18 protein-coding genes are annotated in these 20676 nt (G+C 51.0%); 9 read left to right on the forward strand and 9 right to left on the reverse strand.

The genetic code is table 11. The features are described 5' to 3' along the window. The first annotated feature begins 504 nt into the window (after positions 1-504). Together ACLBLI_RS00625 and ACLBLI_RS00630 are read left to right on the forward strand one after the other, a co-directional pair. Positions 505-1881, forward strand: a complete 1377-nt coding sequence (locus ACLBLI_RS00625; protein ID WP_414829262.1) for a YcjX family protein — start codon at positions 505-507, stop codon at positions 1879-1881. Between the two features lie 9 nt (positions 1882-1890). Further along, positions 1891-2790 carry a DUF697 domain-containing protein gene (locus ACLBLI_RS00630; protein ID WP_414829263.1) on the forward strand — a complete coding sequence of 300 codons (900 nt, stop codon included), beginning with the start codon at positions 1891-1893 and terminating at the stop codon, positions 2788-2790. A gap of 144 nt (positions 2791-2934) precedes the next feature. Here the strand turns inward: ACLBLI_RS00630 and ACLBLI_RS00635 are convergent, their stop codons facing one another. Next, on the reverse strand, positions 2935-4161 hold the full coding sequence (locus ACLBLI_RS00635) for a threonine/serine ThrE exporter family protein (RefSeq protein WP_414829264.1): 1227 nt from the start codon (positions 4159-4161) through the stop codon (positions 2935-2937). Positions 4162-4589: 428 nt separating this feature from the next. Here ACLBLI_RS00635 and ACLBLI_RS00640 point away from each other — a divergent pair, with 428 nt between their 5' ends. Genes ACLBLI_RS00640 through ACLBLI_RS00655 form a run of 4 tightly spaced genes read left to right on the forward strand, consistent with a single transcriptional unit; the run spans position 4590 to position 8991 of the window. Continuing rightward, positions 4590-5396 (forward strand): hypothetical protein, encoded by an 807-nt coding sequence (locus ACLBLI_RS00640; RefSeq protein WP_414829265.1) that lies wholly within the window; start codon positions 4590-4592, stop codon positions 5394-5396. A gap of 9 nt (positions 5397-5405) precedes the next feature. Continuing rightward, on the forward strand, positions 5406-6443 hold the full coding sequence (locus ACLBLI_RS00645) for an ABC transporter substrate-binding protein (protein ID WP_414829266.1): 1038 nt from the start codon (positions 5406-5408) through the stop codon (positions 6441-6443). Continuing rightward, entirely contained in the window at positions 6440-7960 is a 1521-nt protein-coding gene (locus tag ACLBLI_RS00650; RefSeq protein WP_414829267.1) for an ABC transporter permease, read from the forward strand. Before ACLBLI_RS00645 ends, ACLBLI_RS00650 begins: the two co-directional genes overlap by 4 nt. Further along, on the forward strand, positions 7960-8991 hold the full coding sequence (locus ACLBLI_RS00655; protein WP_414829268.1) for an ABC transporter ATP-binding protein: 1032 nt from the start codon (positions 7960-7962) through the stop codon (positions 8989-8991). The genes ACLBLI_RS00650 and ACLBLI_RS00655 overlap by 1 nt, the downstream gene beginning before the upstream one ends. 129 nt (positions 8992-9120) lie before the next feature. Here the strand turns inward: ACLBLI_RS00655 and ACLBLI_RS00660 are convergent, their stop codons facing one another. From ACLBLI_RS00660 to ACLBLI_RS00695, 8 genes are all read right to left on the reverse strand, one after another. After that, positions 9121-9651, reverse strand: coding sequence for a DUF5655 domain-containing protein (locus ACLBLI_RS00660; protein ID WP_414829269.1), 531 nt, complete (start codon positions 9649-9651; stop codon positions 9121-9123). Between the two features lie 410 nt (positions 9652-10061). Further along, a complete protein-coding gene (locus tag ACLBLI_RS00665) occupies positions 10062-11234 on the reverse strand; it encodes a heme biosynthesis HemY N-terminal domain-containing protein (protein WP_414829270.1) in 1173 nt (390 codons plus the stop codon). Continuing rightward, a complete protein-coding gene (locus ACLBLI_RS00670; protein WP_414829271.1) occupies positions 11231-12418 on the reverse strand; it encodes a uroporphyrinogen-III C-methyltransferase in 1188 nt (395 codons plus the stop codon). Before ACLBLI_RS00670 ends, ACLBLI_RS00665 begins: the two co-directional genes overlap by 4 nt. 3 nt (positions 12419-12421) lie before the next feature. Continuing rightward, on the reverse strand, positions 12422-13138 hold the full coding sequence (locus ACLBLI_RS00675; RefSeq protein WP_414829272.1) for a uroporphyrinogen-III synthase: 717 nt from the start codon (positions 13136-13138) through the stop codon (positions 12422-12424). A 6-nt stretch (positions 13139-13144) separates the two neighbouring features. After that, positions 13145-14080 carry a hydroxymethylbilane synthase gene (gene hemC, locus ACLBLI_RS00680; protein ID WP_414829273.1) on the reverse strand — a complete coding sequence of 312 codons (936 nt, stop codon included), beginning with the start codon at positions 14078-14080 and terminating at the stop codon, positions 13145-13147. Between the two features lie 162 nt (positions 14081-14242). Next, a complete protein-coding gene (locus ACLBLI_RS00685; protein WP_414829274.1) occupies positions 14243-14731 on the reverse strand; it encodes a MarR family winged helix-turn-helix transcriptional regulator in 489 nt (162 codons plus the stop codon). Between the two features lie 126 nt (positions 14732-14857). Beyond that, positions 14858-16210, reverse strand: coding sequence for a serine hydrolase domain-containing protein (locus ACLBLI_RS00690; protein ID WP_414829275.1), 1353 nt, complete (start codon positions 16208-16210; stop codon positions 14858-14860). Between the two features lie 220 nt (positions 16211-16430). Beyond that, positions 16431-17102, reverse strand: coding sequence for an alpha/beta hydrolase (locus ACLBLI_RS00695; RefSeq protein WP_414829276.1), 672 nt, complete (start codon positions 17100-17102; stop codon positions 16431-16433). Between the two features lie 276 nt (positions 17103-17378). Between ACLBLI_RS00695 and gmk the strand changes: the two genes are divergently transcribed. The 3 genes from gmk (at position 17379) to spoT (ending at position 20673) form a co-directional block, all read left to right on the forward strand. Beyond that, positions 17379-18023, forward strand: coding sequence for a guanylate kinase (gene gmk, locus ACLBLI_RS00700; protein ID WP_414829277.1), 645 nt, complete (start codon positions 17379-17381; stop codon positions 18021-18023). Positions 18024-18140: 117 nt separating this feature from the next. Continuing rightward, positions 18141-18413, forward strand: coding sequence for a DNA-directed RNA polymerase subunit omega (gene rpoZ, locus ACLBLI_RS00705; protein WP_414829278.1), 273 nt, complete (start codon positions 18141-18143; stop codon positions 18411-18413). A gap of 151 nt (positions 18414-18564) precedes the next feature. Beyond that, complete coding sequence (gene spoT / locus ACLBLI_RS00710; RefSeq protein WP_414829279.1) at positions 18565-20673, forward strand: bifunctional GTP diphosphokinase/guanosine-3',5'-bis pyrophosphate 3'-pyrophosphohydrolase; 2109 nt, start codon at positions 18565-18567, stop codon at positions 20671-20673. Positions 20674-20676: the final 3 nt, after the last annotated feature.

Below are 20676 nucleotides of genomic sequence, written 5' to 3' on the forward strand. Positions count from 1 at the left end.
TAGGAAGTATTTATATATTGAGGGATAAACCGGTATTTTTAAAGTGGTATGAGATGAAATGAATGCGGTGTCAGCACACATTTCCCCTCATGACAGCGCCATCTACTCTCACTATAGTGTTGAATCAGGGCCTGTTAATCTTTGCTGTACACTTTTGCAGCGCATTGTTAGTGATTTAGGCTAGGCAGTGTTTACGCCGTGTAGCCACTCTACATAAGTGGGCGATAACACAGGATAAATCACTCACAAACGCTGCCCGCAGGGGTTGGCTAAACGCGTTTTGCTCTTTGTTCCGCCTCATTTATCTGGATGACCAGGCTACAATCGGCGCGCCGTGATCAAAACGCGTTTATCCAGAACAAAATTCGTACAGAAAAGATTAACAGGTCCTTTGCAGTTTGTAACAAAGTATTCAATTGGCTTGCTTTTACTGGCATCAGCACCACTAATTAACATAATGTGCCAGAAAGAACGCATTCGCATTACAAGGAGTGCCATCGCCTTATGCGCGAGTTTTTTAATCAGATCATCAAACCGGTTCAGTCACTTTCGGGGCAAGGAATGTCGCAGGTAGACGCCTGGTTTTTACAACAGCGCCACCGCTTTACCATTACCGGATTAAGCCGCAGTGGTAAGTCGATGCTTTTTACCAGCCTGATGACGATCCTGAAGTACCGCAGCGAAGAGAAGTACAACTGCCTACCCCTACTGGAAGCACTCCCGATTGATTTGGTCGATCACATGCGTCTTGAGCCCTTACCAGGCTACGATTTCTTTCCAGTAGATGAGCATATGCAGGCATTGGCGCGCGGAGAGTGGCCTGCGCCAACAGAACAGGCCTATGGTTTTAAGCTGATAGTCAGGCTTCGCCAGACCAGCACGCTGAAAAAGTATTTAATGCCATATACCGACGTGGTGTTTGAGTTTATCGATTATCCTGGCGAGTGGATAACCGATTTGCCGCTGTTAAGTAAATCGTTTGTCCAGTGGAGTGATTCTGCATGGGCGCAGCAGGCCAGCGAGCCACAAAAGTTTTATGCCAGCGAGTGGCATGACTTTATTGAAAAATTTGATTTTGAGCAGCCGCCAACCCGGGAAGCCGTGTTGGAGGTGGTGTCGCAGTACCGCAGGTACTTGCAGCATGCGAAAAAGAACGGGATCTCTATGCTGCAGCCGGGAAGCTTTCTCATTGACGGTTCCGGCTTTGACTGGCGCGCACAGGGGTTTGCGCCACTGCCATCTAAAGTGTCCAGCGATGTTTCTCATCCCTGGTACAAAACGTTTGCCAGACATTATGAAGCGTTTCAGAAGCAGTGGTTGAAACCGCTCAAAGAGAGTACGTTCAGGGAAACCGACAAGCAGATTATTCTGGTGGATTTATTTGAAGGGCTGAATCATTCCAGGCAGCACCTGTATCAGCTAAAAGAAACATTGAGCCACCTGGCAGAGACCTTCGTGTACGGCAATCCGAACTGGTTCGCCCGTCACGTGCTCAGGCAAAATAAAATTGGTCGTGTTGCTTTTGTGGCCACCAAAACTGACCTTATCCCGGAAGCGCAAAAACCAAATATGCTGTCATTGTTAAAGCAGGTGTCTGAAGGCGCGGTGGCGAAATTCGAGGGTAAACCTATCGAGTTTGAGCATTTTTTAGTGTCAGCCATTAAAACCACGGATGCAGGCAGCAATGACAATGCACTGCGTTACTCCAACGGTGACGGCGCCTATGTTGAGGCCGATTTTGAAGCCTTGCCGGCAAAGTTAAAAGATATGGAAGCCGATGCGCACTATCCGGTGTTAGATGCCAGCGTGCCGAAAGACCATTTGCCCAGAATGCTGAACGGTCGTGGGTTAGACCGCTTGTTGCAATTTTTACTTAATTAGGGAGGCACAATGTCTGCCGATACCTCACAACGATATCGCTCTAAAGTTACCCAGCGCACCATCAACACGGTGCAGCCAGAAACCGACATGCCGGCGAAGATCGAAGAAGATGCTACCGCTATCGCGGTAAAAAAGCGCGGCCTGTCGCTGGGCACTTCTACATTGCTGCTTGGTGGCGCCTGTGCTATCGGCTTTGGCGTATTCAGCGCGGTGGAGTCTGTGTTGCAGCGGATGGATAGCTATCCGGTGACAGCCAGCGTTTTAGGAACCCTGCTGGCGGGGTTCGTGCTTTGCATGCTCACCCTGGTGGGCCGTGAAGTAAAAGGGTTTATCAATGTAAACCGTCACATAGATCGGCGACTGGATTATCACGCGCTTTCTCAGTCAACCGATAAAAGCGCAGTGCTCAGCGCACTCAAGTCCCATGCCAGCGCGTTTTCTTCGCACAGTTATGCCGCGCATTGTTACCGCACTTTCTCGCAGGCGGTAAACAGCGATCAGGATGCACAGGAAGTGCTGTCACTGTATCGACGCACGGTAACACAGCCCGTAGACAAGCGTGCTCAGGAGTTAATTCGTAAAGAGTCGATGACCGCGGGTAGCCTGACCTTTATCAGTCCGAATCATCTGATTCAAACGCTGATGATAGTGTGGATAAGCTTTCGCACAATCCGACGCGTGGCGCAGGTATATGGCTTGCGTCCAGGCACGTTTGGCAACTGGCAACTGTTTAAGATTCTGGCGCAGAATATTGCTGCACAAAGCATTTTTGATCTGGCCACCGATGAAGTTGCCAATCAGATCAGCGGCTCACTAACCGCACGCTTTATGGAGAACTCCGCTGAAGCAGTGGCTGCTGGCGCGCTCAATGTGCGATTAGGAAAAGCCCTGGTGAAATTGCTTCACTGAGGCGGCCCGGATGTGCGTTGCCGCACGCCGGCTTGCGATCATGGCGCTGTTGGTGAGGACCGCCGTACTCTTGCTAGCTGTCCACCGCGCTGTTGAGGACGTCCGTCGAGCTGGGGCGTGTAAACCCCAGACATGACACCCGGCTTAAATGGCTTTTTTCGTCGGCGCGACCACGTTAGCAAAAATAAGCCCGGCCACCAGTGACATAAAAATGACAAACACTTCCTGGCCGAGATGATCTGACTGAACAAAGTCCTGCCCGGTCATAAACGAATTCAGGCCAATATAGGTTTTAGAGCCTGGGACCAGCACAATCAAACCATGCATCGCGACAATGGTTGCGGGCTGGTTAGCAATCCGTGTAAATGCGTTGGCAAACACCCCCAAGCAAAACGCGCCCACAAAGGTTCCCAGTCCGCCATCCAGATAATCCGAGCTCCAGGCGGTCGCACTGTACGCGATGAAGGCAGAGAGGATTGCCCACGGGATGTGTTTGATTCGCGTCCGGAAAATGGCAACCAGCGCTATGCAAAGCAATAAAACCGATAACCACGTCGCCCAGTAAGGCAATGATTCTGCGGGCTTATAGACGTTTTCACCGAACAGGCTGAAACCGGCGGAAACGCCCAAAAATGCACCGAAATATAATTTAAACAGCTGCATCACTGCATCCATGGTACGTGCAGTGCCAGACACCATATTGCGGGAGCTAAGTTCGGCTAAACCCATAAATAATGCCAGTCCCGGTACGAACACAATCACCGATGAGAGTACAATAAGCGGAATGTTTACTCCCGGATCCAGATACCGGCTGATAGCACAGGCAAGAATACCGGCCACGAACGCGGTTACGGGTTCCAGCATGAGGTTTACCCGCTTAGACCGGAATGACCACAACGTCCACAGATAGGCAACCAAGCCCAGTAAACCCGACCAGAAAATTTCTGGCCAGCTTGCGCCCATCAGCATGGCAAAAGCGCCGGTAGCCAGCCCATAGGCGGCACCGGTAATTAGTTTTCCATACGGGCTGGGCATCACATCAATTTCGCTGAGACGCTGGCTGGCGGCAGTCAGAGAAAGCTTGCCCGCCAGCAGCGAGCTTGCCAGTTCATCGGTTAGCGACAACGCATTCATATCCAGCTCGCCCGGCATAAGACGGGCTGCATGATTATACTCGTCTTCGTGACGATCGCTCCAGATGACGAAAGTCAGTGAGGTTGGCGTAGAAATAAACGAGGCGTGTACGCCCAGGTACGTTGCCACTTCCGTCAGATAGGCCTCCAGACGAAATGAAGGCGTGCCGTACTTATGCAGCATTTTGCCAAGCTTCACAATAAATTTTCGGATTTGGATAAATTCGGTGGTGTCCAACCTGGATTCTCAACGTTTTGGGTAAAAGCAGAAGCAGCATCGGGGCTGCTTAAATAATGCGCGGATGATAGGGGTAAGTGAGGCTGTTCGCAAAGAAGTTTTTTACTCTCTTTTTGATTAGAAAAAATAATGGCTATATCACCTTTAACCATCATCCATCACCCATGTTGCCTTGGGAGACCGGTCTGTGTAAATACAGGCTGACATATTCGAACCGCGACAGTCATCATTACCAGTATTGCTCACCGGTCTCTCTCGCACCCGTCAGCCAAACGCCAGCAAATAATAGCCGTGATCCAGCAGCTACCAAAACAGGGTAAAACCCTCACAGTCTTATCGTATCAATTGGGTATTTTATCTGCATAGCCTTTACTCAATTGATGATAATAAGTATCATTTTCATATTAACTAATCGAGTAGGTTTAGATATGACAACAGGAATCAAGAAACACTGGCGCAGCGCGCTGTTCGCCGTTATGGCGGCAGGATTGACCAGTCAGCCGGTTCTGGCAAACGGCGAGATCACTGATCAGGTTAATCACCTTAAAGAGCATATCGGCGAATACACCGAAGAAGTGCAGTGGCTCGAAAATAAATTTGGTGGTGTCGTCGACGCATACGCGCAGGATAGCAAACCTGATACGCACCAACTTATTGAATTTTGGGAAGAAGTAAACTTCCATTCTGCCATCGAAACACAGTATGTGCCCATTTACGCCTCTATCTGGCAGGGGATCTACGGCGTTAAACAAGCGATTGATAGCGGCAAAGATATTACAGCGGTTCGCGATGAACAGGAGAAACTGAATCAAGCCTTGTGGCAGGCGTTGGGCGCAGTTAAACTTGCCGCCAAATATCAGCAGGACGGCCTGGTTAAAGCGATAAAAACCACGGCTTCTGAGCCGGTCACCGGTCCTGAAGTGATTGATGATATTAAAGATCGACTGCACCGCGTTGTTGCCAAATATGCAGAGAAGCTGAATGAAGTCGCGACAACGCTGGTTCACGATACCTACATGCAACGCTTTGAAGGCATCGAAGGCGCATTGATTGAGCAGGACGCCGAACTGGTTGAAGATTTAGAAAAAGACTTCAACGTGACACTGCCTCAGGCGATTTCAAAAGACGCCGGTGTCGATAAGGTTCGTGACGTAGTAGAGGCCATGCAAGCAAAGCTGGACCGGGCAAAAACGCTGTTGGTCGACGCTGAGAAAGGTCGCAAAGAGGTCTTTTAAGGAATTGGTATGCAACGAAGAACATTTTTACAGGGGCTAAGTGCTGCAGCAGTGTTGGGCAGTTTGCCGCTGACAAGTCGGATTGCTTTCGCCGCGGCAGCGGGTCCGGTATCAGTAGATTCGCTTCCAAAATTAGAAGGCGATCTTACTCTATACCTGGGACGTGGCGAGGGCGGTCTGTACGAAAATGTTCTTGATGCAATCAAAAAGCGCAATCCTAAGCTGAATCTGCAGATCCGCCGGGGTGGTACGGCCGCACTGGCCAATACTATAGTGGCGGAGTCAAAAGCAGGCGTACGTCGGGCTGACCTGTTCTGGGCGGTTGATACCGGTTCAGTTGGAATGGTGACCGATCAGGGACTGGGTCGGGAGCTTCCCGCAGATTTAACCGCGCAACTTAAGCCCGGATTTCAGTATCCGCGCTGGTCTCCGGTTACCGGTCGAGTGCGTACGCTGCCCTATAACACAGAGCGAGTTAGTCCGGACCAGATCCCCGATGACATCATGGCTCTGGCCGACAGCAAGCTTGCCATCGGCTGGGCTCCGGCGTATGCCTCATTTCAGTCTTTTGTCACTGCTATGCGGATCCTTGAAGGCGAGAAAGCCACTGCCGACTGGCTGCGCGGCGTAAAGCGTCACGCCAAGGAATACGCCGGGGAACTCGGCGTCGTCATGGGTGTAGAGCGCGGCGAAGTGGATATGGGCTTTGCCAACCACTACTACACCTTACGTCTGAAGTCAGGCAAGCCAGACGCCAACGTAGATTTGGCGTATACCAACAATGATGCAGGCTGTCTGGTTAACGCATCCGGAATCATTGCATTAAGCGAAGGTGATCTGCCAATTAATTTCATCCGCTACCTTTTGACGCAGGAAGTACAGTCTTATCTGGCATCAGAAGCCTATGAAATTCCGCTGGTGAATCAGGTCGCGCAACCGGCGGGAATCCCCTCGCTTGATAGCATCACACCACCGGATATGGATCTGCGTAAACTTGCCGACCTGCGGCCTACCCTTAATCTGATGCGGAAAGTCGGCGTATTGTGAGGAAGTTTCCCGCGCCGTATCCGCTGGCGTTTATTATCGCGGTACTGGCTATATTGCCCGTAGGGGTACTGTTTTCTTTAGCTCAAGACAGTGCTGAGCTTTTTGACACGCACAATTTGCGGGTGCTGGGTAATACCATGGCGCTGATGGTGCTGACCATCTTCGGCGCGGTAATAATTGGTGTGCCGCTGGCACTGTTTACTGCCTACGTCCAACTCCCCTTCAAACGGGTGTGGCTGATCTTATTGGCCGCTCCTCTGGCACTCCCTAGTTATATTGGCGCTTTTGCCATGTATTTTTCCTTTGGCCGCGGCGGTGAAATTGAAAATCTGCTTGGCATCCCTACCCCGCCCGTCGATGGTTTGTGGGGGGCGGCGCTGGTGATGTCTCTTTACACCTATCCGTTTGTCATGATGACGACGCGGGCATCGCTGTTAAGTCTGGATGGTAGTCTGATTAACGCCGCACGTTTGCTTGGTCAATCGTTGTGGGGCAGCCTGTGGCGCGTGGTGTTGCCGCGGGTGCTAAACAGTATTGCCGCAGGAGCCCTGCTTGCTGCCCTTTATGCGCTGTCGGATTTTGGTACCCCGGCTATCATGGGCCTGGATACCTTTACTCGCGTCATTTTCGTAGAGTACAACGCCTTTGGATTAAGCCAGGCTGCCATGTTGTCATTACAGCTGATGGTTATAGTCGCGCTGGTGCTGTTTTTAGAATCCCGCATCGGCGGCGCGGGTGAACGCCCGGGCAAGCATCTGATGCTGTGGCCGGAAAAATGGCAATACTCACTTATGCTGCTGGCATCTATGCCTGTGGTGTTACTGTCAGTGGTGTTACCGCTGGCGATATTTCTGGTCTGGCTGGTACGCGAAGGCACTGGCGGTTTTGAAATGAGCTATGCCTGGAACTCAGCCTACGCGTCGCTGCTGGCTGCGGTAGTCGCCGTTATCTGCGCTATCCCCGTGGCGCATGCCGCGCTGGCCGGGAAAGCCGGCCGCCTGATGGAGCGTATTACCTACTTCGGTTTTGGCGTTCCTGGTATTGTCATGGGAACAGCGCTGGTGTATCTGGGCCTGCAACTGCCGTTTTTGTATCAAACGCTGGCCTTGCTGGTGGTGGCTTACGTGCTGCGCTTTATTCCGCTGGCGGTCGGCAGCGTCAGAACAACCGCCGAAAACCTTGATGCCAGCCTGGTGAAAGCCGCACGGGTGTTGGGCGCCAGCCCGCGTGAAGCCTTTGTGCGCATTACTCTGCCACTGACATTACGCGGTATGGTGGCGGGTGCAGCATTGGTATTTCTTGAAGCGATGCGCGAGCTGCCCGCTACTCTTATGTTAGGGCCTACCGGTTTTGAGACCCTGGCCACCTATTTGTGGCGCGTGTATGAAGCCGGTTACTTTGGTCGTGCTGCTGTGCCGGGCTTATTTTTGGTATTATTATCCGGACTGGGTCTTATTCTGATGCTTTCAGGAGAGCGTAAGGCCGAATTCACAATTTCTGAGGATAGTCGTCGTTAATGCTGAAAGTCAGTGAGTTATCTGTAAATTACGGTGCGACACGGGTCGTAGACAAACTGGATCTGGAGTTAGGAAAAGACGAGATCCTAATGTTAGTCGGACCGACCGGCTGCGGCAAAACCACCATTTTGCAGGCATTGGCCGGTCTTATTCCTATCTCTGAAGGCCGGATTGAGCTTGGCGAGTGGACATCAACGCCGAAAAAACTAGTGCCACCGGAGAAGCGTAACGTTGGCATGGTGTTTCAGGACTTTGCGCTGTTCCCCCACCTTACCGTAGAACAAAACGTATGTTTTCGTCTAAAGGACACGTCACTGGCCGACCACTGGCTGAAGCTGTTAGGAATGGAAGCATTCAGAAATGCTAAGCCGTCGCAGCTTTCCGGTGGACAAAAACAGCGTGTTGCTCTGGCGCGCACACTGGCCCATGACCCGGCATTTGTGCTGCTGGACGAACCTTTGTCAAACCTTGATGCCGCCTTAAAAGACAGTCTGCGCTGGGAAATCCGCAGCGCGTTGAAAGCCGCTGGAGTACCAGCTATCTGGGTGACCCATGATCAGGATGAAGCGTTATCAGTTGGCGATCGTGTGGGCATTCTGAATAAAGGCGTGCTGGAGCAAATTGATACCCCTGAGGCCTGTTATGCGGAGCCGTCGAGCCGGTTTGTTGCCCGCTTTCTCGGTGAAGCCAGCTTCCTGCCGGGTAACCTTGAGGGAACCAACGTTGTCACCGAAATCGGAAATGTACCCGGTACTTCGATTAACGGTGCCTGCGGACAGGTCGATATTTTGGTTCGCCCGGATGATTTGTCGTTATCTGCCGGTGATCACGATAACAACTGCGTGATTGACTGGGTACGCTATGAGGGCGAGAGCCGCTTATACGCGGCAACGTTAAAAAACGGGGTACAATTGAAAATACGGGAAAGTCATGAAAATGCGCTGGAGCCTGGCAGCCACGCCCACGTAATCCTGACTACAACACATCCACTGGCAGCCTTCTGCGCAGAGCCTTCCAAAGAAGCGCAATAACGTCTGACCAGAAAAATTGGGGCGGGTGTCTGGTGATTCTGTTTCGCTTTATGCTTGCCTTGATACCGAAACCGCTCAGCCAGCAACCATGATTTGCTTGTACCTCTATTATGCGTATGGATTTACCGGCTAACCCGCTTCCAGATAAGCTTGCTTAATCAGTGATTTCACCTCATCGTTAACCTGCTGGGCAGCGGAAAGTTCGATTCTGTGAGTACACATTGTGCCGAACGCGCCGGAATCGAGCAGGATCCCTTCAGGTTCACGATCAGTAAATTTCAGTCCAACATCCATTCGCGTTTTCGTGGCCGGTTTAATCAGCAGAAATTGCCTGTTACGTCTTATGCTTACCGCCGCTTTTTTAGGAACTACGTCGACATCACTGCCAAGATCTTTACAGTAAGCTACCAGTGCGTCGTAAATCGGCTTTAAATCGGGCTTTTTCGCATACTGACCGGTGACCAGATCTTCTGTGTCTGAGGATGCGGCATCAGCTTCACGGTATTTCAGACTAATAAAGTTAGCGTACCCGTGGGTAAGACCATGATCCTGCTTCAGCCAGGCGACTATCTGGCCGTGCTTTTCCAACTTGGTCGTTGATAACACGGCTTTCCATTCGGCAAGCGTTTTACCGGTTGTCTCTTCAAGATTGGCTTCCATGAGGTACCTTTTGCGTAGCGTGGCTGAATCATTCTTTATGATTTTAGGTCGAAACCCGGCGTGCCGCAAAACGACAAACACGGACTTTTTATCACTGGCTGTGGTATCAGAAAGTAAACGCATGGGCGATAGCAAAAGCTAATGAGGTGATGGCATTAACACACCCGCCATTTCCTGTTTTCGATTGACTGTCGTCGAAGGGACAAGACAAGGCTATAACCACGAGAGCTGTTCAGAGCATGACGGTTGCCGCTGGTGCTGATCCGGCCATCGTCCGGCTTTGCGGGAAGTTTAGATACAGGCTCAGCAACGACCTAAAGTCAGCTAGCCTTTGATATCATCGCAATCAAGTGAGTGCTCGCGCTCAGATGAAAAACAGAGTGAGTGGCTCGCTCACTCTGTGTCGCGTGCTATTGCAAACTCATGCCCTGTTTATAAAACATCAATGCCTGCGCGTTATCCTGCCGACGCTCGCTTAACTCCGACAGCAGCATCAGATCCGTTTTGTCTTCAGAAAGCTTTACAGATTTCAGTAACGCTTTTTCAGCAAGCACATCATCCCCGGCATGAAATGCCACATGTCCCAGTGTGGAATAAAGGGCAGCATTCTTTTCATCGCGCTTGATCCAGCCTTCCAGCGCTTTTACCAGCGGTGTCGGGTTAGCCAGATTCAATTGCTTCATTAATGGAATAAACAAAGGCTCGACTTCCCGTTTTTGCCAGTCAAGCAGGCATTGCTGCGCATCACTGTGCATGCCCTGGTCTATCAGTTGTTGAATATAGGCAGCCTGATAGGCGGTATCGTGGCGTAGCTTCCGCGGCAGGGTTTCCCAGTGCTGTTTAAGCGCATTCGCGCCCTGTTTGCTGGCAATTTCAGCGAATTTCCCTTTAGCGATTCGCTGAGACCAGCGCACATAATCATCTTTATCTAGCAGCTTTTTCCAGTTGCCAAGGTTATTCTGAAGTTCCTGCCAGTGTCCCTGCCGTGCAAGACACTCTGCTTTTAACTTCACAACCTGACGATGTTCTGCTGCTTTTTCTTCCACGCTGTTCAACCGCTTGAGCGCTTGTTGATAGTTTCCCTCTTCCATATCCAGACGAGACTGAACAATGATGGCGGCAATTCGGGAACGTGGATAATCTTCAGCCTGTTCCAGCAGATACCGAACGCGGTCTTTCTCATCAAGTGCCCGCGCCACTTGCGCGGCAGCGAGATAGTTCACGCCATCAAAGTCACCTTCGGTGGTTTGCTTGAACGCTTTTTTTGCCTCTGCCAGTTCGCCTTCTACTAACGCCTGTAGACCGCGATAAAAAGCGTTTCTGCGACGGCGTTCTCCCAGGCTGCCAAACCAGCGATGTGAGCCTTTGAACAGGCTCATTATCCAGAAGAACAGCTTTTTGATGATCCACCAGCCGACAAACGCGACAATGACAGAAATGACCAGACTGATTACTGTCATCTCAATGGCAGTATCACCAATGGCAATGAGTACGTAACCTTTTTCGCCAATCAGCATTGGCGCGATAACCAGCGCAGCAACCAGAATGGCAACCGCCGCCAGGGCAATGAATAGCCATCTCATAACGCACTGGCTCCTTGCCCGAATACCTGTTTAACACGCTGATCAAGCAGGTTTTCCAATGGCTTCTGTGAGGCAAGCTCAGTAGGAATGTCGCGGCTGATATCAGTATCAACCAGATTCTGAAGCGCGTTAATAAAGCCTGCCACCTGAGAGGTTTCAATATCAAACTTCTCAATCAGGATTGTCTGAGCATTTTGTAAAGACTGGCTATACAGTGCCTGATTGGCACTAAGAGCGGCAGACTGCGCGTTCATTATCTGAAACCGCAACTGCTCTTTAACCAGCCAGCGGGCCTGCTGATCCAGTACAGGCTCAATAGGACCGTTGAGATCTTTCACGCTGATAAAATCATCCACCAGTGAGCGCCAGACCGCTTTAAGATTATCCAGCCAGTCAGCAGTCGACTCGGAAACGTCGTTGCTGGTTGTGTCGCCTGCCATGGCGGGTTTTTCAAATGTATCTAATGGCAGTCCCTTCACCTGATTGAGCATACCGGAAAGCGCCAGCGCCACGGATGTATGCGACACCGGATTCAGCTGTTGCAACATCTGGATATCTTCTGCCAGCTTGGCTCGCACGGGTAATACCGATGGATCTGAGAGTGACTTCAGGCGCTTGTCGGCGTTCACCAGCAACATAATGGCCGTTCGGATATCCTGCTCCAGCCACAATTTACGGCCCGCCATACGCACCAGATAATCCGCTTCAGCAATCAACCAGTCTGCGGGACGGCGTCCTTCGAGGTTTTCCAGTTGTTGCTGTACCGATTCTGATTGCTGTACCAGTTGTTCGTTGGTCGACAGCAGGTTAGTAATTTTCTGGTCCTGTTCGCTGCGTTCACGTTTCAGCGAGGCAATCTCGCCTTTCAATTCACGTAATTCGCCGGATAAGGAGGACACTTCCTGCTGCTGAGTGCGCTGGGCATCTACCAGACTTTGCGTGTTGTCAGTTCGCTGAGTCCAGTACCAGTAGGCGCCAGCGAAAAGTGCGATTACAGCAAGCAGAAGCAGGACGACGAAAAACCAGAGCGCACCGGTTTTTGCGCCGGATGTCCCAGATGTGCCACTGGACTTTTCAGTGTAACTATCAGGTGTCACGGCTGGTTCTGACTCAGGCGCGTTGTCCTGCTTGTCCGCCGGAGGCAACGCCTCACGCGGTGTGTCCTTATCTTCGTTGCTGCTCATTTTTTACTCCCAAAAATCCTTCACCCACTGTATCAACGCGCTATCACTGGCACCAGTGCAGACTGATACAGTTGTGGCTCCCCAGCGTGTTATTGAAGCCGCTACGCGGTCACTCACGGTTAACCAGGGTAGTCCTGAAACCTGCGATTGCGGTGCCAGCTCCCAGAGCTGCCTTGCCATGGTCTCGCTGGTGGCAATGATGCCTTTTACGTGCTGCCACTCCCAATGGTTCGTTTGTGCAGGCACCGTGAGCGGAACGCGGCGATAAACGCAGTAGGCAGTAACGGCGATACCACGACGCGACAATTCATCTGCAATCGCGGTCCGACCACCTTCTCCCTTAATCATAATCACTTGGCTGCAATTTTCACGACTTAATTCATCAAGACGTAAAATACCTTCTGAGGTAAAGGTGTCAGGCACCACCACATTGTGGCTAAACTGGGCGAGCGCAGCGCATGTACTGCTGCCTACAGCAATAAACGGCAACTGCGAGGTGAGGTTGGCCGGAACATGAGTCAGTGCGTCCACGGCAAATGGGCTGGTGACGATATACCGGTCAGCCTTATGCCCTTGTTGAAGATGGTCGGTGAGCGCGCGAATTGCGGCCTGTTCCATCGCAATGTCGCTGGTTGCAACCACGGTTGCGTTGAGTCCGGCAGCGTGAAACGCTGCTTTGGTGCTCTCCAGTTTAGGTTTGGGGCGCGTGATCAGATACATGTCAGGTTAGTCGTAGAGCGCCTTGAGAATATCGCCTGCCCCTTGCGCTAATAATGCATCGGCAACTTCTGTGCCCAGCTCAGAGGCACGCTGACGATCGCCGGTCGCAGAGGCATACAGTAACGTAGAACCGTCAGGTTGCCCTACCATGCCGGTAATTGTCAGCACGTTGTCATCCAGCGTCGCAAAGCTGCCGATAGGCACCTGGCATCCGCCTTCCAGACGGGTATTCATCGCCCGTTCTGCGGTGACCCGTGTATGGGTATCCTCATGATCCAGCGCCTGCAGTAATTCAATAAGTTCGGCGTCGTCGTTGCGACACTCAATACCTACTGCGCCCTGCCCCACAGCAGGTAAGGAGACGTCAGCATCAAGCTGGGCCCGGATGCGATCGGCCATATCCAGACGAATCAGACCTGCAGCCGCCAGGATAATCGCGTCGTAATCGCCGTTGTCCAGCTTCGCCAGGCGGGTATTGACGTTGCCACGCAAGTCGCGGATTTGCAGGTCCGGACGATACTTGCGGATCTGACACTGGCGGCGCAGGCTGGAGGTACCAACCACAGCACCCTGCGGCAACGCCTCAATGTTTTCATACGTGTTTGAAACAAAGGCATCGAACGGGTTTTCGCGCACGCAAATTGCGTGAAGCCCGAATTCCTCGGGAAATTCCACCGGCACGTCTTTCATAGAATGAACGGCGATATCCGCTCTGCCCTCCAGCATGGCAATTTCAAGTTCCTTTATGAACAGCCCTTTGCCGCCGATTTTTGCCAGCGGCGTATCTAAGATCTTGTCGCCCTGAGTACTCATGGGGACCAGTTCGACAGACACGTGGGGGTGATGTTTTAGCAGTTCGGCTTTTACATACTCAGCCTGCCACAAGGCTAAAGCGCTTTTGCGGGTGGCGATGCGGATCGTGCGCGGGGTTGTTGCGGTCATAACTGTCCTGCATTGTGGATTTTAACTCTATCGCGCCATTCTAACGAAATCAGGCGGTTGGCGCACCGATATCGTACTGAACGGTATCAACAGCGCACAACGTAATTTCTGGCGTCTGACACCCCACTCAAGCGTCAGGCGAATCATTGACTGCTATGGAGGCTAATTTGGGACGTCGGTAGTGATTTGGCCCAGTTTCATCAGCATGGCTTTTAATGTCGCTTTTTCCTGTTCTGAAAACGCAGACAGCAATGTGCGCGCCAGTTCAAACCGGTGGGCGGTAACATCGTCAATCAGAGCCTTTCCTTTTGCTGTCAGCGCGATTGGCTTTGAACGCTGATCGTTATCGGCGTGCACACGCTTGAGTAGCTTTTTGTCGTGCAGTCGGTTAATACAGGTTGTCAGGGCACCAGAGGTTATGCGAACTTCCTCCAGAAGCAGTCCGGGGGTGGCGATATACGGCGGGGTTTGTCGTCTCGCGCAGGCCAGCACATCGTGCTCCGACTGGCCTAATCCATACTGCTTGAGTACACTTACGCCAATGGCATCGAGATTCGCAGCCACACCGATGAGGCCACCTAGTAACGTGGCATCGGCGACGGGCAGGTCTGGGTGTATCTCTGACCACTGTTTCTCTGCCCGGGCCAGCAAACGGGGGACCTGATTAAGCTTATTGATAGCGTATTCCGTTTCTCTGCTTTGTCTGTGTTGTGAGTATAAGCAATCCTTTGCTGTGGCGATATCCCCAGACGATGGGTGAGGGTATCTCCCTGTTTATTATCGTCGCTTTCCCTCAAGCACGTTGCCGTTTATTACAATTCGCATCGTATCTTCCTTAAAGGAAATCTGGAATTCTTCGGTGTAGGTCAACCCAAGCACGCCAGTATCTTTTTCTGACAGCAGTTCATCATTAAGGAATAACTTACCTTCAAACGACTGCAACGTGATAACCGGATCTTCCATGCCCAGATGCACGCGAACAGCCTCGGCATCAAAATAGTATTGCCCTGTCTGCTTGGCATAATCCTTCGGATGAGCCAGAGTTTTATTGTTTGGAGGCGTTACGGACTGACCCACAGAGAGCATGTAAAGATCGCCCAGCATCTTCAGCACAGGGGTATTTCCCCAGTTAGATGTAATGGCGATAAAACGGTCAGTGTCGGCAGACTGTATCATGACGCTTTTGGTGCCATAACCGCTGCCAGCGGCAAAATACAGGGTGTCATCACCGGCCTGTTTGATACTCCAGGCATACCCTTCATAGTCATTGCTTCCGGACTGAATATGTGGCTTGAAAAGTAAAGCCGTAAAGGCTTCAGAAAGCAGCTTATTATTCTTCAGTGCGCTGACATAGCGATGCAAATCAGACGGCGTTGAGTAAAGCGCCCCACCGGCGTTGTCTCCCCAATGCTTACTACGCTGTGCTGACTCAATACCATGGCGGGTAAAACGGTAGGGCTCCGCCTGATTCATCACAATGTTCCGCGATTGATACACACCTGTATTTTTGAGTCCTAAAGGGGTGATGATCTGAGATGTGATGACATTGGCATAGCTGTCTTTCGTTACGTTCTCAATAATCGCGCCAAGTAACGTAATGCCCGCATTTGAATATTCGTATTGCTCACCGGGGCTGAAAAGCAATGGCAAGGTATTGATGTAATTTGTGATTTGCTGCTCGAAGGTGAGGGCTTCATGCGCCTGCACGCCAGACTCTCTGGGTAAGCCGGACGTATGAGTCAACAAATGGTGTACGGTAATCTTGTCTTTCCAGCTTGCGGTCAGCGAGGGGAGGTAACGACCGACAGCGGCTTGAATATCAATAGCCCCCTCTTCAACCAGTATCAACACGGCGGTGGCGGTAAACGTTTTAGATATGGAATTGACAGAAATTCGGGTTTCCACCGTGTTAGGAATTCGGAAGCTGCGATTGGCAAGGCCGTAGCATTTTTCAAAGTCAGCACCATTGCCCTCAACCACTTTCACTGTGCCGCTGAAACCGTAAATGTCATGGTAAGCCTGAACAAGCGTACTGTAAGTTGAAACCGCGTTATTTTCTGCCGCGCTACTGTTAACGCAAATGCCGCTCACCAGCAGCAAGTAAAGCGCGATTATCGGGAAATATCTCATACTGTTTTCCTGTTCATTAATGATGGTGGAAATAATTTATCTTTAAGTAAAGATAAATGTTGCTGGGCGTAAAAGAAACAGGGAGTTTGCAAAAAAATGTTTCAAGGATTAGCGGTTTGGGGCAAGCATCACAAAGGACGGGTAAAGAAGGCGGCGGTACATAAACTACGAGAGCATAACAGCGCCGTAAGAGAGGGCTCTCCTACGGCGAAAGAGGTTATCAGGCCAGCGTGCGCTGGATAAATGCACTGATATCCTCGAGCTCTTTCATACAGACATTGTGCTGCATCGTGTAGGTTGTCCAGGTGACATTAAAGCCATTTTCCTTGAGCACCTTATACGCGGCATTGCCTAAAAACATCGGCACTACTTCGTCCTGCTCGCCGTGAGCCATCATAATCGGAGTCTCACGATTGGTGTCGACGGCTTCTGACGCGAGGCTTGCTGGTTCACACATGTAGGTAGAAAGCGCCATCACGCCCGCCAGTTTCTTCTGGTAGCGGGCCGCGAGATGCAGTGCAATAACCCCGCCCTGTGAAAAGCCGGCAAGAACAATGCGCTCAGCCGGAATGCCTTTGGCTATCTGAGACTCAATGAGTTGTTCGATCTGTGCAGCGGATGATAATACGCCTTCCAGGTCGGCCCGGCTGTTAAAATCCAGCGATTTAATGTCGTACCAGGCGCGCATACGCATGCCACCATTGATCGTTACCGGGCGTTCCGGTGCATGCGGGAACAAAAAGCGAATCGCAAGCTCGTCGGGTAGTTTCAATTCGGGCACGATGGGTGCGAAACCGTGACCTGAGTCACCCAAACCGTGCATCCAGATGATGCAGGTTTTTGCTTCCTGTGATGGGTTAACTTCGACGCAGGGTAATAAACTCTCACTCATTATTTTGTCCTATAATACGTGCGCTGTGCGTTACTACAATGGATACCGGTGTGTATGCTATCTGGTCTGCCACAAACATTTATCCGTATCAGTCTGCGGCTACGCCAAAAATGACGTCACAGCCGTCGGGTACATTGATAGCGACGGGCACCGGTTATGGTTACCATGCTTTATCCGCAATGCTACGTTGTTGTTGTTTTTTTACGGGATAGCAAGGCGTTATGCTACCATTGTGCACTTAAATCACCACTTTATGATAAAAAATTAATAATTTTTATGGCTTCATTACTCGGTAACCTGTTTATTCTCGCTGCGCCATCGGGCGCCGGAAAATCAAGCTTAATCAAAGCATTGCTGGAAAAGCACGGTGACAATGCCACCTATCCCATGCAGGTGTCGGTATCGCATACTACCCGCCAGCCTCGCCCAGGCGAAATAGATGGTGAACACTACCATTTTGTGAGTCGGGATCAGTTTGAAAGTCTGATTGAGCAAGGGGTGTTTTTTGAGTGGGCGGAAGTGTTTGGAAATTACTATGGCACATCACGGGTAACTATTGAACAAACGCTGCATCGTGGTATTGATGTGTTTCTGGATATTGACTGGCAAGGCGCACGACAGGTAAAGAAACTGCTACCCGATGCCCGCGGAATTTTCATTCTGCCACCGTCGGTAGAAGTATTGCGGGAACGGCTCACCCGCCGCGGGCAGGATTCAGAAGATGTTATCGCGTCAAGAATGAAAGAGGCGGTATCGGAAATGTCGCACTATGCCGAGTTTGACTACTTGCTGATAAATGATGATTTTGCGACCGCATTGCATGAACTTGAAGCTATTGTCTGCGCTCAGAGACAGCAGGCGTCGAAGCAGCAAATTCGTCATGCGGCATTGCTTGCTCAGCTGACCAACGCGGACGAGTGAGGAGCTACGATCCGGCTGGCGCTAATTTGCACAAAACACTAGGATCGCGGCAACGCGTGGTATATACTACGCGGCCGTTTTTTGAAATACTCGCTCAACCTATTTTCGGAGATAGTAATGGCTCGCGTAACCGTAGAAGATGCCGTAGACAAGATTGGTAACCGCTTTGACCTGGTGCTGGTTGCAGCACGTCGTGCACGTCAAATCGCCACTGAAGGTAAAGATCCGCTGGTTGATGTTGCTAATGATAAGCCCACTGTTACTGCGCTTCGTGAAATCGAACAAGGTCTGGTAACTGCCAGCACGCTGGAACAGGAAGAAATGCGCGACCAGGAAAAGCAGGACAGCGCAGAATTCGCTTCTGTGGCAAACATCCTTTCTGAGCAGTAATTACACGCCTTTACGTGTAAGTCAGTTCTGACAGCGCCAGTGTACTTGTTTTCCAGGTACACTGGCGTTTTACCATTGGCTTTCCCTTTAATTCTACGTATTCTGTAAGTTCATTATTTTTAACGACGTTTAGTGGACATCATCACCTGCCGTGTATCTGTTTGAAGGGTTAAAACAAAAAGTTGCTGATTATCTGCCTGAAGACCGGGTAAAGCTGGTTCAGGATGCGTTCGTGCTTGCGCATGAAGCGCATGACGGGCAAATGCGTTCCAGTGGCGATCCTTATATCACGCACCCTGTGGCGGTGGCGGGGATCCTTGCGGACATGCATCTGGATCATGAAACTCTGATGGCAGCCCTGCTTCACGATGTGATTGAAGATACCCATTATAGTCAGGAAGATTTGGCGGCGTCTTTCGGTGACACCGTGGCTGAGCTGGTCGAAGGTGTCAGTAAGCTGGATAAAATTGCCTTTAACAGCAAGCAGGAAGCACAGGCAGAAAACTTCCGTAAAATGATGATGGCGATGGTGCAGGATATTCGCGTTATCCTGATCAAACTGGCAGACCGTACCCACAATATGCGAACCCTCGGCGCTTTGCGTCCGGACAAACGTCGTCGTATTGCTTTAGAAACGCTGGAAATCTACGCGCCTATTGCGCATCGCCTGGGTATTCACGATATTAAAAACGAGCTGGAAGACTTAGGTTTTCAGGCTATGTATCCCATGCGTCATCGCGCCTTGAAGTCTGCAGTAAAGCAGGCGCGGGGCAACCGAAAAGAAATCATCGAAAACATTCGTGAAGAACTCGAAACACGGATTAAAGAATACAACATTAAGGCCAGCGTTCAGGGCCGCGAAAAGCACCTTTATTCCATCTACCGCAAGATGAAGAACAAAGAGCTGATGTTCAATGAAGTGATGGACATCTATGCCTTTCGCATCGTGGTAGATACCGTCGACAATTGCTATCGTTCACTGGGCGCGATGCACAGCTTGTACAAGCCAATTGAAACGCGTTTTAAAGACTATATTGCCATTCCCCGCACCAACGGTTATCAGTCGCTGCATACCTCTCTTATCGGTCCGCACGGTATTCCGGTGGAGGTGCAAATCCGTACGCAGGCGATGGATCAGATGGCGGACAAAGGGGTGGCTGCACACTGGCTTTATAAAGAGCCGGGCGACAGCGACACTACCGCGCAGTTGCGTGCTCGCAAATGGATGCAATCACTGCTGGAATTGCAGCAGTCAGCCAGTTCGTCCTTCGAATTTATTGAATCTGTGAAAACCGATTTGTTTCCAGACGAAATCTACGTATTTACACCGGATGGCCGTATTATCGAGCTGCCTATGGGCGCGACTGCTGTTGACTTTGCCTATGCCGTTCACTCTGACATTGGTAACACCTGTGTGGGTGTTCGCGTAGAGCGTCGCAATTACAGCTTAAGTAAACCACTGGAAAACGGTCAGACCATTGAAATTATCACGTCGCCGAAGGCTAAGCCGAATGCCAACTGGCTGAACTTTGTTGTAAGCGCCCGCGCGCGTACCCGCATTCGTCAGTACCTGCGCAAGCAGCATTCTGAAGAAGCAGTGAACATGGGTAACCGTCTGCTGCGCCACGCGCTGGGAACGGTGAAGCTTGACGATATTCCTCAGGAAGACATTGACCGGGTGGTGGCGGAAACCAAGCACACCGATTTTGACTCTCTGCTGGTGGATATTGGTCTGGGGAATGAATTAAGCGCGATTGTTGCCCGCCGTTTACTCGGTGAGAGTACAGACTTACCTGAGAAAAAAGGGCATGTGGCCATCCGGGGAACCGAGGGCTTGCTGGTGCATTACGCAAAATGCTGCCACCCCATTCCGGACGATGAGATTGTCGCGGTATTGAGTCCGGGGCGCGGTATGACCATTCATCAGACCGGATGTACCAATATCAGAAAGTTATCACGCGAGGAGCCACAGCGTGTGCTGCCGATGAAATGGGATGATGAGCCGCAGGGTGAGTTTAAAGCCTCACTGCGCATTGAGTTGTATAATCATCACGGCACACTGGCGACGTTAACCAATACAATTTCAGGCTGTGATTCCAATATTATCGGCCTGCAAACCGAAGAAAAAGAAAGTAATATTTACTTTATCGACATTGAACTGACAACACATAACCGGGTACATCTTGCCAATATCATGCGCAAGATACGAACGATGCCGGAAGTACAACGCGTATCCCGTCACAGTCAGTCCAGACACTAATAC

Origin of the sequence: Alteromonas sp. H39 (assembly GCF_047556435.1) — a bacterium.
GTDB lineage: Bacteria > Pseudomonadota > Gammaproteobacteria > Enterobacterales > Alteromonadaceae > Alteromonas.

Excerpts from the sequence above, each read along its gene's own strand:
- ACLBLI_RS00695 (WP_414829276.1), bottom strand. The coding sequence starts at position 17,102 with ATGAGTGAGAGTTTATTACCCTGCGTCGAAGTTAACCCATCACAGGAA.
- ACLBLI_RS00630 (WP_414829263.1), top strand. The coding sequence starts at position 1,891 with ATGTCTGCCGATACCTCACAACGATATCGCTCTAAAGTTACCCAGCGC.
- ACLBLI_RS00675 (WP_414829272.1), bottom strand. The coding sequence starts at position 13,138 with ATGTATCTGATCACGCGCCCCAAACCTAAACTGGAGAGCACCAAAGCA.
- gmk (WP_414829277.1), top strand. The coding sequence starts at position 17,379 with ATGGCTTCATTACTCGGTAACCTGTTTATTCTCGCTGCGCCATCGGGC.
- ACLBLI_RS00645 (WP_414829266.1), top strand. The coding sequence starts at position 5,406 with ATGCAACGAAGAACATTTTTACAGGGGCTAAGTGCTGCAGCAGTGTTG.
- hemC (WP_414829273.1), bottom strand. The coding sequence starts at position 14,080 with ATGACCGCAACAACCCCGCGCACGATCCGCATCGCCACCCGCAAAAGC.
- rpoZ (WP_414829278.1), top strand. The coding sequence starts at position 18,141 with ATGGCTCGCGTAACCGTAGAAGATGCCGTAGACAAGATTGGTAACCGC.
- ACLBLI_RS00660 (WP_414829269.1), bottom strand. The coding sequence starts at position 9,651 with ATGGAAGCCAATCTTGAAGAGACAACCGGTAAAACGCTTGCCGAATGG.
- ACLBLI_RS00665 (WP_414829270.1), bottom strand. The coding sequence starts at position 11,234 with ATGAGATGGCTATTCATTGCCCTGGCGGCGGTTGCCATTCTGGTTGCT.
- ACLBLI_RS00625 (WP_414829262.1), top strand. The coding sequence starts at position 505 with ATGCGCGAGTTTTTTAATCAGATCATCAAACCGGTTCAGTCACTTTCG.
- ACLBLI_RS00690 (WP_414829275.1), bottom strand. The coding sequence starts at position 16,210 with ATGAGATATTTCCCGATAATCGCGCTTTACTTGCTGCTGGTGAGCGGC.
- ACLBLI_RS00640 (WP_414829265.1), top strand. The coding sequence starts at position 4,590 with ATGACAACAGGAATCAAGAAACACTGGCGCAGCGCGCTGTTCGCCGTT.
- ACLBLI_RS00670 (WP_414829271.1), bottom strand. The coding sequence starts at position 12,418 with ATGAGCAGCAACGAAGATAAGGACACACCGCGTGAGGCGTTGCCTCCG.
- ACLBLI_RS00655 (WP_414829268.1), top strand. The coding sequence starts at position 7,960 with ATGCTGAAAGTCAGTGAGTTATCTGTAAATTACGGTGCGACACGGGTC.